General features: G+C 63.2%; 18 protein-coding genes. 12 read left to right on the plus strand and 6 right to left on the minus strand.

All coding sequences use genetic code 11. The annotated features are described in order from the left end of the window. From ACTS1Z_RS00630 to ACTS1Z_RS00640, 3 genes are all read right to left on the minus strand, one after another. The coding region (locus ACTS1Z_RS00630) for an uL13 family ribosomal protein (protein ID WP_442622496.1) at positions 1-211 on the minus strand (211 nt) is incomplete at its 3' end. A gap of 166 nt (positions 212-377) precedes the next feature. Further along, positions 378-698 carry a divalent-cation tolerance protein CutA gene (cutA, locus tag ACTS1Z_RS00635; protein ID WP_442622497.1) on the minus strand — a complete coding sequence of 107 codons (321 nt, stop codon included), beginning with the start codon at positions 696-698 and terminating at the stop codon, positions 378-380. Then, entirely contained in the window at positions 695-1,741 is a 1,047-nt protein-coding gene (locus ACTS1Z_RS00640) for a COX15/CtaA family protein (protein ID WP_442622498.1), read from the minus strand. Before ACTS1Z_RS00640 ends, cutA begins: the two co-directional genes overlap by 4 nt. 180 nt (positions 1,742-1,921) lie before the next feature. On the opposite strand from ACTS1Z_RS00640, the gene ACTS1Z_RS00645 reads away from it, so the two are divergent. From ACTS1Z_RS00645 to ACTS1Z_RS00660, 4 genes are all read left to right on the plus strand, one after another. Then, positions 1,922-2,290, plus strand: a complete 369-nt coding sequence (locus tag ACTS1Z_RS00645) for a MerC domain-containing protein (RefSeq protein WP_442622499.1) — start codon at positions 1,922-1,924, stop codon at positions 2,288-2,290. 56 nt (positions 2,291-2,346) lie between these two features. Beyond that, positions 2,347-2,811 (plus strand): Fur family transcriptional regulator, encoded by a 465-nt coding sequence (locus tag ACTS1Z_RS00650; protein ID WP_442622500.1) that lies wholly within the window; start codon positions 2,347-2,349, stop codon positions 2,809-2,811. Between the two features lie 75 nt (positions 2,812-2,886). Beyond that, the gene (dxs, locus tag ACTS1Z_RS00655) at positions 2,887-4,818 is read left to right on the plus strand and encodes a 1-deoxy-D-xylulose-5-phosphate synthase (RefSeq protein WP_442622501.1); all 1,932 of its coding nucleotides are present in this window, start codon (positions 2,887-2,889) and stop codon (positions 4,816-4,818) included. A 26-nt stretch (positions 4,819-4,844) separates the two neighbouring features. Next, a complete protein-coding gene (locus tag ACTS1Z_RS00660) occupies positions 4,845-5,603 on the plus strand; it encodes an ion transporter (RefSeq protein ID WP_442622502.1) in 759 nt (252 codons plus the stop codon). Between the two features lie 13 nt (positions 5,604-5,616). On the opposite strand, the gene ACTS1Z_RS00665 is transcribed toward ACTS1Z_RS00660, so the two are convergent. Beyond that, a complete protein-coding gene (locus ACTS1Z_RS00665) occupies positions 5,617-6,474 on the minus strand; it encodes a hypothetical protein (RefSeq protein ID WP_442622503.1) in 858 nt (285 codons plus the stop codon). A gap of 273 nt (positions 6,475-6,747) precedes the next feature. Here ACTS1Z_RS00665 and ACTS1Z_RS00670 point away from each other — a divergent pair, with 273 nt between their 5' ends. The 5 genes from ACTS1Z_RS00670 to proC all read left to right on the plus strand — a co-directional run bounded on the left by ACTS1Z_RS00670 (position 6,748) and on the right by proC (position 9,859). Beyond that, positions 6,748-7,497 (plus strand): TlyA family RNA methyltransferase, encoded by a 750-nt coding sequence (locus tag ACTS1Z_RS00670; RefSeq protein WP_442622504.1) that lies wholly within the window; start codon positions 6,748-6,750, stop codon positions 7,495-7,497. Between the two features lie 40 nt (positions 7,498-7,537). Next, positions 7,538-8,083 carry a TspO/MBR family protein gene (locus tag ACTS1Z_RS00675; protein ID WP_442622505.1) on the plus strand — a complete coding sequence of 182 codons (546 nt, stop codon included), beginning with the start codon at positions 7,538-7,540 and terminating at the stop codon, positions 8,081-8,083. A gap of 35 nt (positions 8,084-8,118) precedes the next feature. Continuing rightward, positions 8,119-8,421 (plus strand): accessory factor UbiK family protein, encoded by a 303-nt coding sequence (locus ACTS1Z_RS00680; protein ID WP_442622506.1) that lies wholly within the window; start codon positions 8,119-8,121, stop codon positions 8,419-8,421. Positions 8,422-8,537: 116 nt separating this feature from the next. Next, positions 8,538-9,047, plus strand: a complete 510-nt coding sequence (locus ACTS1Z_RS00685; RefSeq protein WP_442622507.1) for a YbjN domain-containing protein — start codon at positions 8,538-8,540, stop codon at positions 9,045-9,047. A 5-nt stretch (positions 9,048-9,052) separates the two neighbouring features. Beyond that, positions 9,053-9,859, plus strand: coding sequence for a pyrroline-5-carboxylate reductase (gene proC / locus ACTS1Z_RS00690; protein ID WP_442622508.1), 807 nt, complete (start codon positions 9,053-9,055; stop codon positions 9,857-9,859). Here the strand turns inward: proC and ACTS1Z_RS00695 are convergent. Continuing rightward, entirely contained in the window at positions 9,856-10,365 is a 510-nt protein-coding gene (locus ACTS1Z_RS00695) for a MarR family winged helix-turn-helix transcriptional regulator (protein WP_442622509.1), read from the minus strand. The two genes, proC and ACTS1Z_RS00695, sit on opposite strands and share 4 nt — an antisense overlap. A 70-nt stretch (positions 10,366-10,435) precedes the next feature. Here ACTS1Z_RS00695 and ACTS1Z_RS00700 point away from each other — a divergent pair, with 70 nt between their 5' ends. From ACTS1Z_RS00700 to ACTS1Z_RS00710, 3 genes are all read left to right on the plus strand, one after another. Next, complete coding sequence (locus ACTS1Z_RS00700; protein ID WP_442622510.1) at positions 10,436-11,320, plus strand: branched-chain amino acid aminotransferase; 885 nt, start codon at positions 10,436-10,438, stop codon at positions 11,318-11,320. Between the two features lie 28 nt (positions 11,321-11,348). Next, positions 11,349-12,764, plus strand: coding sequence for a phospholipase D-like domain-containing protein (locus ACTS1Z_RS00705; protein WP_442622511.1), 1,416 nt, complete (start codon positions 11,349-11,351; stop codon positions 12,762-12,764). Between the two features lie 61 nt (positions 12,765-12,825). Next, a complete protein-coding gene (locus tag ACTS1Z_RS00710; protein WP_442622512.1) occupies positions 12,826-13,215 on the plus strand; it encodes a hypothetical protein in 390 nt (129 codons plus the stop codon). Between the two features lie 25 nt (positions 13,216-13,240). Here ACTS1Z_RS00710 and ACTS1Z_RS00715 read toward each other — a convergent pair whose 3' ends face one another. Continuing rightward, entirely contained in the window at positions 13,241-14,023 is a 783-nt protein-coding gene (locus ACTS1Z_RS00715) for a DUF2189 domain-containing protein (protein ID WP_442622513.1), read from the minus strand. Positions 14,024-14,109 lie beyond the last annotated feature (86 nt).

Here is a 14,109-nt window from a genome sequence, read left to right on the forward strand (position 1 = left end):
CGGTGAAGCGGGCCTTCGCGGCGTTGATGACGATGACATTGTCGCCGCAATCGACATGCGGCGTGAAAATCGGCTTGTGCTTGCCGCGCAGGATCTTCGCGACTTCGGCTGCGGCACGACCGACGACGAGACCGTCGACATCGACCAGCACCCATTTCTTTTCCACTTCGGTCTTGTTGGCCGAGCGGGTGGTTTTCGTGAGCGCCTTCATGGCCTCAACCTCCATAAGGGGCTCTGCGCCCCGGCTTGCGTAAAAACAGATACGCCACTCCATCGGGAGCGGCGTTTCGAGCGGCCTAATGGCGGCTAATTCGCGCTACGTCAAGCAGAGCGGGGTTTTCGTGACGGGTATTATGATACCGCGCCACGACGTGCGCTTAATCGTCAGTCTCGGAATTTACCCATTCCGCATAGCTTTCGAGCGTCCGTGCGATCGGCCACAGGCACACCGCCGGGACGTCGTAACTATGCATCCGTGTGATGCCGGCGATCAGGTCGTTGGCCGCATCCATCGTCGTCTTGAACAGGGCAGGGACTTCGTCTGCCGTTTCGATGCCGCCGTCCCAACGATAGATGGATCGAGCGGGCCCGAGGATATTGACGCAGGCCGCGAGGCGCTGCTCGATCATCGCGCGCCCGATCCGCTCCGCTTCGTCGCGCGACCCGAACACCGCATAGACGGTCGCGATATCGCTCACGCCGGTTCCCGCCGACCGATCAGATGCGCGCCCCAGGCGGCGGTGACGACGACCAGCGCGCCCACGGCCTGATGCGAGGTGGCGATGACGATGTTCATGCCCGAGAGGAGCGTGGCGATCCCGAGCAGGAACTGCGTACCGAACGCCGTATGGATCGCGACCGAGGCCATGCGATGGTCTTTGCGGACCTTGCGGGCCATCCAGACGAGCGCGACCACGGTGACGACTGCCCACCAGCGATGGGCGAACTGGACCACGACCGGATTGTCGACGAGATTGCGCCAGGCGGTTTCCAGCATCGGCGTGTTGGCCGGGAAGAATTCGTTGCCCATCAGCGGCCAGGTCGCGAAGGCATAACCGGCTTCGAGCCCCGCAACGAGGGCGCCGAGCATGATCTGAATCGTAAGCACCACCAGCACGCCGAGCGAAAAGCCCGTCATTTTGGCTGGTTGCGCGTCCGCATTGCGATCGAGCGCGAACAGATCGAGTGCCGTCCAGACAAGCCCGCCGAGGATGAAGAGTGCCGTCATCAGGTGCACCGCAAGGCGGATATGGCTGACATCGGGCCGGTCGACGAGGCCGCTTGCGACCATCCACCAGCCGATCGCGCCCTGGAAGCCGCCGAGCGCCAGCAGCGCCACGAGCCGCCAATGATAGCCGGTGGGGATCGCTTTCTTGATCCAGAACCAGGCGAGCGGAATCGCAAAGGCGAGGCCGATCAGCCGGCCGAGCACGCGATGGATGTATTCCCAGAAGAAAATCGCCTGGAATTCGGCCATCGACATGCCGCGATTGATCTGTTGGTATTCTGGCGAGGTGCGATAGGCCTCGAGCTCCGCCTCCCATTGCTCGGCGTTGAGCGGAGGTATGATTCCCGAAATCGGTTCCCAGCGCACCATGGATAGGCCGGATTCGGTTAGCCGCGTGATGCCGCCGACGACGACCATAACGAAGACAAGCCCGGCGACGCCGAGCAGCCACCACGCAATTGCTCTGGGGCGGCCGATCGCGTGGCTGGGCTGGGATAGAGCAACGCTTGTCATGACGGAGCGCAAATATGCATCTGTGTGTCGATTGCCAACATGTGCCGGGGCACATGCTTTTTCCTCACATGCTTTTTCCGTTGTGTGATATTGTATCTTGCGTGTAATAACATAACTTGCTCGGACGGGCGGCACGAGTCGCGCAGTCCGTATACAGCAGAAACGAGGATGTTCGGATCGATGCCGCTATTGGCGACCGAAAATGGGATACTGGACCGCTGGGCCATCTGGCTCTCGGGCCTGTGTATCGTCCATTGCCTGTCGGGCGCGGTGTTTTTTGCGCTGGCGGCCTCGGCCGGCGGCGTATTGCTCGATCCGATCGTCCATGAAGTCGGCCTCGTCATCGCGATCCTGCTCGGCATCGTGGCGATCGGGCGCGGCGCGATCCAGCATGGCTACCTGATGCCGGTCGCGATCAGTTCGCTCGGCGTCGGCACGATGGCCGGCGCGTTGTCGCTCCCGCACGGCGATGTCGAGCTGATCTATACGGTTATCGGTGTGGCGATGCTCGCGCTGGGCCACGATCTCAATCGCAGGGCCTATCGCTAACTGCGCTCGCGGCCGCGGGGATTGCGAAGCGGCCCGTATATCCCTATTTTTGCGCCATGGCAGACAATCATCACACCCATGTACTCCATGAGGGCGAGGCGCTGGCCGATGCGGCGAAAACGGCGCTTGAAAGCTCGGGCGAGCAGTGGACGAAGATGCGCGCGGCGGTGTTCGATGCGCTCGCCTCTTTCGACCGGCCGGCCTCCGCGTACGATATTGCCGAAGCGGTTTCCAACGCCGAGGAGCGGCGCGTCGCCGCGAACAGCGTCTATCGGATTCTCGATCTTTTCACGGCCGCCAATGTCGCGCGCCGGATTGAGAGCGCCAACGCCTATCTCGCGAACCGCCATCCCGAATGTCTGCACGACTGCATCTTTCTCGTATGCGACGGCTGCGGCGAAACGACCCATCTCGACGACGACAAACTGGCCGATGGCGTGCGCGCCGCGGCAAAGCAGCAGGGGTTCAATCCCGAACGCCCGGTCATCGAAGTGCGCGGCCTGTGCGCGGAATGCGCCTGATCTGAACCGTCTAGCGGGTTCGACAGCACCGTTTTAGGGCATTAGAACGGCGAATCGAGAAAGGTTGCACTTCCTATGTCCGATCGCCCCGATACCCCGTTGCTCGACCAGGTCGACTATCCGGCGGATCTCCGCAAGCTCAAACCCGAACAACTGACCCAGTTCGCCGACGAATTGCGGCAGGAGGTGATTTCGGCGGTTTCCGTTACCGGCGGGCATCTCGGTGCCGGACTGGGCGTGGTCGAACTGACGGCCGCCATCCATTATGTGTTCAATACGCCCGAAGACAGGCTTGTCTGGGATGTCGGGCATCAATGCTATCCGCACAAGATCCTCACAGGCCGGCGCGACCGTATTCGCACGCTGCGGCAGGGCGGGGGGCTGTCGGGTTTCACCAAGCGGTCGGAAAGCGAATATGATCCGTTCGGCGCGGCGCACAGCTCGACCTCGATCTCGGCGGCACTGGGTTTCGCGACGGCCAATAGGCTGGCCGGAAAACCGGGGAAAGCGATCGCCGTGATCGGCGACGGCGCGATGAGCGCCGGCATGGCCTATGAAGCCATGAACAATGCCGAGGCTGCGGGAAACCGCCTCATCGTCATCCTCAACGATAACGATATGTCGATCGCGCCGCCGGTCGGCGGCCTGTCCGGCTATCTTGCGCGGCTCATTTCCTCGCGCGAATTTCTCGGCCTGCGCGATATCGCCAAGAAGGTCGCGAAGAAGCTGCCCAAGCGGCTGCAGACGACTGCCAAGAAGGCCGACGAATATACGCGCGGCATGGTGACGGGCGGCACGCTCTTCGAGGAACTCGGCTTTTACTATGTCGGCCCGATCGACGGCCATGACATGAGCCAGTTGATCCCGGTCCTCGAAAATGTTCGCGATGCGGCGGAAGGCCCGTGCCTGATCCATGTCGTGACGAAAAAGGGCAAAGGCTATTCCTTCGCCGAGGAATCGGCGGACAAATATCATGGCGTTGCCAAGTTCGATGTCGTTACCGGAAAGCAGGACAAGGGTCCGGGGGGCGGACCGCCGGCCTATCAGAATGTGTTCGGCGAAACGCTCGCCAAGCTGGCCGAGACGGACGAGCGCATCTGCGCCATTACCGCGGCGATGCCCAGCGGCACGGGCGTCGATAAATTTGCGGCCGCGCATCCCGATCGCGCCTTCGATGTAGGCATTGCCGAGCAGCATGCGGTGACGTTCGCGGCGGGTCTGGCCGCTCAGGGCATGCGCCCCTTCTGCGCAATCTATTCGACTTTCCTGCAGCGCGCCTATGACCAGGTCGTCCATGATGTGGCGATCCAGAATCTGCCGGTGCGGTTTGCCATGGACAGGGCCGGATTCGTCGGCGCCGATGGTTCCACCCATGCCGGCAGCTTCGATCTCGCCTATCTGGCGACCCTGCCCAATTTCGTCGTGATGGCGGCGGCCGACGAAGCCGAACTGGCGAATATGGTCTATACCATGGCCGAGCATGATTCCGGGCCGATCGCGGTGCGCTATCCGCGCGGTGCCGGCGTTGGCGTGGAGATTCCCGAAACGCTCGAAAAGCTGGAGATCGGCAAGGGCCGCATCGTCCGGCACGGCAGCAAAGTTGCGATCCTGTCCCTGGGCGCGCGGCTCGAGGAGGCGAAGAAGGCGGCCGACCGGCTCGACGCAATGGGGCTGAGCACCACCGTCGCCGATCTGCGTTTCGCCAAACCCCTCGACGACGATCTCATCCGTCAGCTGCTGACCAGCCATGAAGTCGCGATCACGATCGAAGAGGCGAGCGTCGGCGGCTTCGGTGCGCATGTGCTGACCATGGCGAGCGACGACGGGCTGACCGATGCCGGGTTGACCGTGCGCACGATGCGCATGCCCGACGAGTTCATCGATCAGGACAAGCCGGACAAGCAATATGCGATGGCCGGGCTTGATGCGGACGGCATCGTCGAAACCGTGCTCAAGGCACTGCGTCATAACAGCGTTAACGTCGAGGAACTCGGCGAACGGGCCTGAGCGGCACAAAGGGAGGCTGATGCGCGATGTCGATCCGGTCGCGCTTCTACGAGGATCTTGAGCCGCGCGCGCGGCCGGAAGGGCTCTCCCTCGCCAATAAGCTGATCGCGGCGCTAATCGTGATCGCTGCGATCGTGGCGATACTCGAGACCGAACCGACGCTGCGCGAGCCCCATGCCGCCACGTTTCTGACGTTGCAGCTCGTATTCGGCGGCGTATTCTTCATCGAATATCTGTTGCGGATATGGGTGGCGGCCGAAGACCCACGCTTCGCGGGCAAGCCGTTCGGCCGGTTGCGCTGGATGATGACGCCGTCTGCGATCATCGACCTGCTCGCGCTCCTGCCGCTGTTTCTCACACTGGCCTCCACCAATCTCTACTGGCTGCGTTTCGCCCGGATACTCCGGATATTGCGCGTCGTCCGGCTGGGCCGGATGAGTCGCGCCTTCGATAATGTGATCGTCGCGCTTTACCGCCGCCGGTTCGAGCTCATCGTGGCGGTCATCATCGCGTTGCTGCTGATGCTGTTCAGCGCGACCCTGCTCTATTTCGCCGAAGCCGAGGCGCAGCCTGAAGCGTTCGGCTCGGTGCCGCGCGCGCTGTGGTGGGCGGTCGTGACGCTGACGACAATCGGCTATGGCGACGTCTATCCGGTGACGCTGTTGGGGCGCGTCTGCGCCGCGCTGATCGCGATCAGCGGGATCGGCGTGATCGCGATGCCCACGGGCATCTTCGCTGCCGCCTTTTCCGATGCGATGCAGAAGCAGGAAGAGGACGAGGAGTAACGGGCAGCGCGGCTTAGCTGCTCAGTTTCGAAAACCAGCCTTTTGCCGGGCCAAGCATCCGTTCGACCTCTTCGCCGACGATATGCTGTTGCACGGCGGACGGCGGCGGGATGTGGCCCTTGCCCCAATCGCCGAGGATCAGTTTGAACCGGCCATCATCGCCGGGCTCGGTCGATACGCCTAAGACTTCGGCCAACGGCTCGAGCTGCAGTTCGACATGATCGTCATGCTCGTTCTGGCAATAGACGATCCGGCCCTTGGGCGGCGTATCGCGCAGGTCGCAATGCGCCTCGCCATAGGCGCGGCCTTCCCAATAGTCTTCGATATCCCAAGCGTGTAGCAGCCAGGGTTCGACGCGGCCCCAGGTGAAATTGCGCAGCACGATCTGGGGGTTCATCACGACGCTGACGTCCTGCTCCCGCGCATAGTGCAGCGCCGCTGTCCCGCCCGCGCTATTACCCCACAAGAGCCGCCGCGTGGCGCCCGTCAGCGCGTCGATCTTGTCCATGATCGGCGGCAGTTCCTCGACGAGATTGCAATGCTTGTTGCCGAAGAACCAGCCGACGCGGACGTCTTCGTGGAGGTAGAGCGAGGGATCGGAAACAAGAATCTGGTTCATCCGCTTGGGCGCGACCTTGCGTCCCTGGAAATACGGGACCGGCTGACGCGTCAAAGGGCTTTGCGCCGCATGGAAACCGAAGAAACTCGCCTCGGCCTTCCGGTTTTTCACAAGCATCGCCAGCTCGACCGCCCCGTAATCGATCAGGATCAGCCCTGAAGGCAGTGTGTCCAGGGCCAGAAAGTCTTGCGGGGAATAACGATACTGTTTCTGCCGCCAGCGGCGGTAATCGGTCTTGACCGGAAAACGCATGGCGCTCCATTGCCCGCAAACGGCCCGCAAGCGCAATGGATTATGCTAACAGGGGTGGCAGGCTTGTTTGTCAGAATTTTCCTGGCGGAAAATCGCGGCACCGGCCCACTCCCCCTCCCGACCTCCCAATGAGTTTACCCTGTGGGAGGTCGGGAGGGGGAGTGGGCCGGTGCCGCGCTCAACCGACAGGTTGAGTCTGATAAAAGAATCCAACCTTCGACAGGCTGGATGTGAGTGCATAGGACACAAGCTCACGGCAGGTGAGGAGACCGCATGAGCAAGATACGCGCGGATCAGGCGCTGGTAGACCGCGGTCTCGTCGAAAGCCGGTCCAAGGCGCAGGCGCTGATCCTCGCGGGCAACGTCTTTTCGGGCGAACGGCGGATCGAAAAGGCGGGACAACCCGTGAAGCCGGACCAGCCGCTCGAAGTGCGGGGGCGCGACCATCCCTGGGTGTCGCGCGGCGGGATCAAGCTCGCGCATGGCCTTCAGCATTTCGGCTGGGCGGGCGAGGGCGCTGTTGCGCTCGATATCGGTTCATCGACGGGCGGTTTTACCGATGTGCTGCTGAGCCAGGGTGCGACGCGCGTCTATGCCGTGGATTCGGGCACGAACCAGCTCGCCTGGAAGCTGCGCGACGACGACCGGGTGATCGTCCATGAGCGCACCAATGCGCGCCATCTGACCGACGAACAGATACCCGAGCCCATCGACCTGGTCGTTTGCGATGCAAGCTTCATATCGCTTGCCAAGGTACTGGAAACACCGTTGAAATTCGCGCGGCCCGGTGCGCGTTTGGTTGCCTTGATCAAGCCGCAGTTCGAGGCAGGGCGCGGCGAGGTAGGGAAGGGCGGCGTGGTGCGCGATCCTGCGGTCCACGAACGCGTATGTGCCGAGGTTGCGGACTGGCTGGAGGGCGCCGGATGGTGTGTTGTCGGCATTACGCCAAGTCCCATTACGGGACCGCAAGGCAATGTCGAATTCCTTATCGGTGCGGAACGGTTGGAAAGCGCGCGCGGTTGAGGCTAACGAAGAGGCGCAAGCCGTAACAGGGAGTCGCAATATGGTCGGCATTGCCACCAAGGGGCAGCTCAGAATGTCGTTCCTGCGCTGGGCGCTGGTACTGGTGCCGTTGATCGTGCTGGCAGGATCGCTGGCCGGCGCCTTGTCCGGTTCGGGTCAGACGAGCTGGTATGCGGCGCTCGAAAAGCCGGGCTTCCAGCCCCCTTCCTATCTGTTCGGCATCGTCTGGCCGATTCTCTACGCGCTGATGGCGTTCGCGCTCGTGACCGTGATCCAGGCGCGCGGATCGCGCTTGCGCGGCCTCGCTATCGGCCTGTTCGTCGCGCAATTCCTCGTCAACCTGCTCTGGTCGCCGATCTTTTTCGGTATGCACCAGGTCAGCTTCGCCTTCTGGTGGATCCTGCTCATGCTGGCGCTTGCGGTGGCGACGACGCTCGTCTTCTGGCGTATCCGCAAGGTCGCGGCGTGGCTGATGCTGCCCTATATCGCCTGGATCTGCTTCGCTGCTGCCCTCAATTTCGAGATCGACCGGATGAATCCGGACGCTGAAACCCTTGTCGTCGGCGAGACGAGCACCCAGATATAACTGTATTGCACAACTAACGCACCCGGGAAGACATTATGCAGACCGAAAACAAGCTGATCGAAGATTTCGTCAAGATGGTGAACAGCGCCGCGGGCACGCTTGCCGGGGTGGGCCGCGAGGCCGAAGCGTCGATGCGCGAAAAGGCCAGGGATTTCGTCGGCGGCATGGATTTCGTGAGCCGCGAGGAATTCGAAGCGGTGAAGGAAATGGCGGCTGCGGCGCGCGACGAGGCCGAGGCACTGAAAGCCCGGCTCGATGCGCTCGAAGCTGGCAACGCCCCTGCGAAGCGCAAGGCATCTGCCTCTAAATCAACAAAAAAGGCCAGCGATTCTAAGTAGAAAGCGCAGGCTGCGGCGCGCCCGCTCGTCCACAGCTTTCTGGCCGGATCGGTTGCAGGATGGCGGCCGATTCTTCACTTCCGGGCCATGGCTTTTGGTCACGAAACGGGCGCGGCATGAACCTCGAAGATTATGGCGAAGGAACGCTGGCAAGCGCGCCCCTCGACGTTCTCGAGGACTATTTTTCCGCGCATGACTGGCAATCCGAACGCAATGGCGACGAGGAAATCGTCGCCGCGGTAAAGGGCAGCTGGACGCAATATGAGCTGCGCGCGGTCTGGCGCGCCGAAGACCGCGTCCTGCAGTTTCTCGCGCTGCCCGACATCCGCGTGCCGGAGGAAAAACGCCAGCTCGTCTACGAAACCTTCGGTCTGATCAACGAGCAGCTCTGGCTCGGCCATTTCGAGCTGTGGGCGGCCTCGGGCATGATCCTGTTCCGGCACGCCGCCCTGCTCGACGCGTCGAGCCAGGCCGGGCTCACTCTCGAACAGGCGGAGACGCTGATCGAGGCCGCGCTCGACGAGTGCGAGCGTTTCTATCCCGTTTTCCAGTTCGTGCTCTGGGGCGACAAGACGCCGCAAGAGGCGCTTGAGGCGGCGCTCGTCGATACGGCGGGCGAGGCCTGACGCCGATGGCGGAGCGCCCGATCTGGCTGATCGGCTGCGGCAACATGGCGGGCGCGATGCTGAGCGGCTGGCTGGCCGCCGGCGAGGCGGCCGAGCGGTTTCGCATCATCGATCCAGCCAAACCCGAACTGCCCGAATGCGTCATGCGCCATGACGGGCCGCCGGCGGACGGCTTCGGAGAAGCGATCGTCCAGCTCGGTTTCAAGCCGCATATGCTCGCCGATATCGCGCCGTCGCTGAGAGACCATGTCGGGCCGGATACGATCGTTACGTCGATCCTCGCCGGGGTCGAACTGGCAACGCTGCGCAATGCCTTTCCCGATGCGGGCCCTATCGTGCGGATCATGCCCAATACGCCCGTCGCGTTGGGCAAGGGCGCGATCGGTCTGATCGCGGAGGATCGCGCGGACTCGCGCGCGAAGATTGTGGCGAATCTGGCCGCGCGTCTCGGCACGGCCGAGTGGATCGCGGACGAGGCGCTGTTCGATGTCGTCACCGCGCTTTCTGGCAGCGGCCCGGCCTTTCTGTTCCGCTTCATCGATGCGCTGGCGCAGGGCGGCGAGACGCTCGGCCTCGATGCCGGCGTCGCACGGCGGCTGGCGATCGCAACCGTCGAGGGCGCGGCCGCACTCGCGGCATCGTCGGACGAAGATCCGGGCACGCTCGCCGACCGCGTCGCCAGTCCGGGCGGCTCGACGCGCAAAGGGCTGGATGTCCTCGATTCGAACGATGCGCTGGCGACGCTGCTTGCGGACACGCTCGATGCGGCGACCCGGCGCAATCGAGAAATGGCCGAAGAGGCGCGCGGCTAGCTGCGCTGGCGCGAGAGGTCGGCCGCCCGCTCGCGCATGTCCTCGGTCAGCAGTTTTTCGAGCACGGTCCAGAAACCGGTGACCGCCGCCGGCCCCGCATCGCCATAGGAGGCGATCATCTTCTCGCGAAACGCGGCGAACAGCGCGTCCTCCAGCGCCTGGCCGGTTTCGGTCAGCCGGATCAGCACCTGCCGCCGGTCGCGCTGGCCTTTCTGGCGGATGATGAAGCCGCGTTTCTCCAGTTCTCCCAGCGTGCGGCCGAGCGACTGCTTGGTCACGCCGAGCAATGTCATCAGCTCGCCGACCGCGAGCCCGGGCTTGCGCGCGATGAAATAGAGGGCGCGGTGATGCGCGCGGCCCAAATCCTGCGCGCTCAGAATATCGTCGCCGCTGCGCATAAGTTCCGCATGGCCGAAAAAGAGCAGCTCGATCCCGCGCCGTATCTCGGCTTCGCGCAAAAAGAGCGGCGAGGCGGCGGACGAGGGGAGGCGCGGATCGGATGCCATATTGACCCGTTTTGGCAGCGCGCCTAACCGGGTGCAATATCCAGCTGATACCGATCCAAGAGGCAATTCGATGGCCGAGGCCCAACCCTATGACGACCGCGACGGCAAGATCTGGCTCGACGGCCAGCTCGTCGACTGGCGCGGCGCGAACGTCCATATCCTGACCCATGCGATGCATTACGCATCGTCTGTTTTCGAAGGCCAGCGCGCCTATGGCGGCGAAATCTTCGAACTGACCCGGCACAGCGAGCGACTGCACACCTCGGCCAAGATCCTCGGCATGCCGATGCCCTACAGCATCGAGGAGATCGACCAGGCCTGTCGCGATGTGCTGGCCGTCAACAATCTCGTCGATGCCTATGTCCGGCCGGTGGCGTGGCGCGGGCCCGAACAGATGGGTGTGGCTGCGCAGGCGACGAAAACCCATGTCGCGGTCGCGGCCTGGGAATGGGGCGATTATTTCCAGAACAAGGAACGCGGCATCCGGCTCGATATCGCGCCCTGGCGGCGGCCTGCACCCTATACGGCGCCCGTCCATGCCAAGGCGGCCGGGCTCTACATGATCTGCACCATGTCCAAGCATCATGCGGCCGATCGCGGCTATGACGATGCGCTGATGATGGACTGGCGCGGGCAGGTGGCCGAAGCGACCGGCGCCAACGCTTTCTTCATTCAGGATGGCATCATCCACACGCCGACGCCCGATTGCTTCCTCAACGGCATCACGCGCCAGACCGTGATGGGGCTTGCGAAGAAGCGCGGGATCAAGGTTGTTGAACGCGATATCTGGCCCGAGGAGCTCGAAGGCTTCGAACAATTCTTCCTGACCGGGAGCGCGGCCGAAGTGACGCCGGTCCGCGAAGCAGGGCCGTGGAATTTCGAGGTCGGCGACATGACGCTCGACCTGATGAACGATTATTCGAAGCTGGTGCGCGGGCAGCTGAGCAACAGCTAGCGCCCGCGCGAGGGGAAGAAGGGACCGGTTGAGCCGACTATTCGATCCGGGACGCAATTGCTGGCGGGTGGAGAATGCCAGCCGGGCCGCAGTGCTCGTCGATGGCGAGAATTATTTTCGCGCCGTGCGCCGTTCGCTCGCCAAGGCCGAGGACCGGATCATCCTGATCGGCTGGGATTTCGATGCGCGGATCGAAATGCACGATACCGAGGGCGAGCCGGAAGGGCCGCTCGAGATCGGCAAGTTCATCGACTGGCTGGTGCGGAAAAATCCCGATCTCCACATCTACATCCTCCGCTGGGATACGGGCGCTATCAAGGCGCTGTTTCGCGGGCGGACGCTGTTCACCATCCTGCGCTGGTTCTTCCATCCGCGCATTCACCTGAAGCTCGACGGCAAACATCCGGTGGGCGCGGCCAACCATCACAAGGTCGTCGTCGTCGACCGGGATACGGCCTTTTGCGGTGGTATCGACCTGACCGAGAATCGCTGGGACACGCGTGCACATGCCGAGGAACAGCCTCATCGCGAGCAACCCGACGGCGAGGATTCCGGGCCCTGGCATGACGCCTCGATGATCGTGCAGGGGGACATCGCGTCGGGGCTCGCGGATTTCGCCGCCCATCGCTGGGAGGTTGCCGGCGGCAAGCCGGTCAAGGCGTCGACCAGCCGGCGCGATTGCTGGCCCGAATATCTGGAGCCCGACTTTTCGGACGTAAACGTCGCGATCGCACGGACCCGGCCGGAAGTGGGCGATATCCAGGAGATCACCGAGATCGAACAGCTCTATCTCGATATGATCGCGAGTGCGCGCGACACGATCTACGCCGAAAGCCAGTATTTCGCGTCGCGCAAACTGGCACAGGCGATCGCCACGAGGCTGGCCGAGGAAGACGGTCCGGAAATCGTCATCGTCAATCCCGAGACCGCTGAAGGCTGGCTCGAATCGGAGATGATGGACACGACCCGCGCCCGGCTGATCAAGCCGCTGCAGGATCGCGACATTCATGATCGGCTGCGCATCTACCATCCGGTCAACGAAGCCGGATCGTCGATCTATGTTCATGCGAAAATCCTGATCATCGACGACCGGATCATCCGGATCGGCTCGTCGAACCTCAACAACCGCTCCTTCGGTTTCGACAGCGAGTGCGATCTCGCGATCGATGCGGAGGAGGATTTCGCGGCACAGCGGACGATCGCCGGCATCCGCAACGATCTTCTGGCCGAGCATCTCGATACACCGGTAGAGGATATCGACCGGCGCATGAAGGAAACCGGCTCGCTTATCCAGACGATCCAGCTCTCGCGCAAGACCGGCCGGACGTTCCGGGACTATCAGTTTCCCGATCTCGGCGATCTTGAGAAGTGGTTCGGCGAGCATGACGTGTTCAACGCCGAACGCCCCGATGACGAGTTTGCGAAACTGGATTTGCCGTTCTGACGAGCGGGATCGGCCGGGATCGCGGTTGCCGAGGCCAGCGGCGTTCGGATAGGGGGGCCGGATGATCTATATCGTCGAGAATATCGTTCCCATCGCTGCGGCCACGCTGCTCGGGCTTGTGATCGGCTTTGTCTGGCTGCGCGCCGCGCGATTGCCGTCACCCGGCGTTCCGGCGCTCGTCGCCATCGCCCTGGCCGAATTCTGGCTCGCCGCGATCCTGGCCGGTGCGCTCATCCTCGCGCCGCCGCAGGCGGACATGTGGACGATGTCGCTGGGCAGCGCCTTCATCATCTGGGTCGGCTTCGTGCTCCCGGCTATCACGGTCACCTTTCTCGCCGGCGGGATTGCCAAGCGGATGATCGTCTCGGCGAGCGCGCATTGGCTCGTCGTCATGGTGGCGCAGGCGGCGATCATGCGGGCGATCGGGCTGGTCGCGCCGGAGGTGCAATAGGCGCGCTGATGACGCGGTTGCGCGTCTAGCTTTCCGCGTTGCTGACCGAGCGGCGAAACAGGTGCCAGGTCGCATGGCCGAGCACCGGCAGAATGACGAGCAGGCCAAGAAACGCCGGCAGCATCGCGATGAACAGCGTGACCGCGATGATCAAGGCCCAGGCGAGCATCACGAAACTGTTCGACCGCACGACCGCGAGGCTCACGATGATCGCGGTGATGAAATCGACGTCGCGATCGACGAGCATGGGCAGGCTGATCACCGTGATCGAGTAGAAGGCAAGGGCGATCGCCCCGCCCACCGCGCTGCCGGCGATCAGCATTGCGATGCCGGCGCTGGTCCGGAACAGTTCGAGCGATTCCGAGGCGAGGCCTGATTCGGCGAGGAAGATCGCGAAGATGCCGTGCGCGATGATCAGCCAGAAGGCGAAGGCGACGAAAACGATGACGCCCATGCTCGTGATCTGGTCGCCGCCGCGTCCGCGCAGTGCACCGAGGATGGCGCTCCATTTCATCGGCAGGCCGGCTTCGCGGCGGCGGCTGACTTCGTACAGTCCGACGGCGATGAAGGGCGCGAGGATCGGAAAACCGGCTGCGGCGGGCACGAGCCAGGCGATTTCCCCGCGGCTGAACAGCGCGAAATAGAGGAAGAGTCCGGCGGCCACATAGATGGACGCGAAAAACAGCCCGAAAGCGGGATAGGCGCGGAAATCGCTCCATCCCGCCGCGAGCGCGGCGCGCAGATCGGCGATGCTGAGGTCTTTCGCAACCCGCGCGGGGGCGACCTGGGCTTCTTCGACTTGTGTCATGGCATTTCCCTCCCACTGGAAATACGCGATCAAAATGCAGCAACTCAGCTCGTGCATCAAGGTTTGCGATGGAGAGAGACGTGGCC

Source organism: Parasphingopyxis sp., from assembly GCF_052168295.1.
Taxonomy (GTDB): Bacteria; Pseudomonadota; Alphaproteobacteria; order Sphingomonadales; family Sphingomonadaceae; genus Parasphingopyxis.

Bases quoted from the DNA above. Each gene is read 5' to 3' on its own strand.
- ACTS1Z_RS00645 (WP_442622499.1), top strand. From the start codon at position 1,922: ATGCCGCTATTGGCGACCGAAAATGGGATACTGGACCGCTGGGCCATC.
- ACTS1Z_RS00650 (WP_442622500.1), top strand. From the start codon at position 2,347: ATGGCAGACAATCATCACACCCATGTACTCCATGAGGGCGAGGCGCTG.
- ACTS1Z_RS00660 (WP_442622502.1), top strand. From the start codon at position 4,845: ATGTCGATCCGGTCGCGCTTCTACGAGGATCTTGAGCCGCGCGCGCGG.
- dxs (WP_442622501.1), top strand. From the start codon at position 2,887: ATGTCCGATCGCCCCGATACCCCGTTGCTCGACCAGGTCGACTATCCG.
- ACTS1Z_RS00675 (WP_442622505.1), top strand. From the start codon at position 7,538: ATGGTCGGCATTGCCACCAAGGGGCAGCTCAGAATGTCGTTCCTGCGC.
- ACTS1Z_RS00685 (WP_442622507.1), top strand. From the start codon at position 8,538: ATGAACCTCGAAGATTATGGCGAAGGAACGCTGGCAAGCGCGCCCCTC.
- ACTS1Z_RS00710 (WP_442622512.1), top strand. From the start codon at position 12,826: ATGATCTATATCGTCGAGAATATCGTTCCCATCGCTGCGGCCACGCTG.
- proC (WP_442622508.1), top strand. From the start codon at position 9,053: ATGGCGGAGCGCCCGATCTGGCTGATCGGCTGCGGCAACATGGCGGGC.
- ACTS1Z_RS00700 (WP_442622510.1), top strand. From the start codon at position 10,436: ATGGCCGAGGCCCAACCCTATGACGACCGCGACGGCAAGATCTGGCTC.
- ACTS1Z_RS00665 (WP_442622503.1), bottom strand. From the start codon at position 6,474: ATGCGTTTTCCGGTCAAGACCGATTACCGCCGCTGGCGGCAGAAACAG.
- ACTS1Z_RS00680 (WP_442622506.1), top strand. From the start codon at position 8,119: ATGCAGACCGAAAACAAGCTGATCGAAGATTTCGTCAAGATGGTGAAC.
- ACTS1Z_RS00715 (WP_442622513.1), bottom strand. From the start codon at position 14,023: ATGACACAAGTCGAAGAAGCCCAGGTCGCCCCCGCGCGGGTTGCGAAA.
- ACTS1Z_RS00695 (WP_442622509.1), bottom strand. From the start codon at position 10,365: ATGGCATCCGATCCGCGCCTCCCCTCGTCCGCCGCCTCGCCGCTCTTT.
- ACTS1Z_RS00670 (WP_442622504.1), top strand. From the start codon at position 6,748: ATGAGCAAGATACGCGCGGATCAGGCGCTGGTAGACCGCGGTCTCGTC.
- ACTS1Z_RS00640 (WP_442622498.1), bottom strand. From the start codon at position 1,741: ATGACAAGCGTTGCTCTATCCCAGCCCAGCCACGCGATCGGCCGCCCC.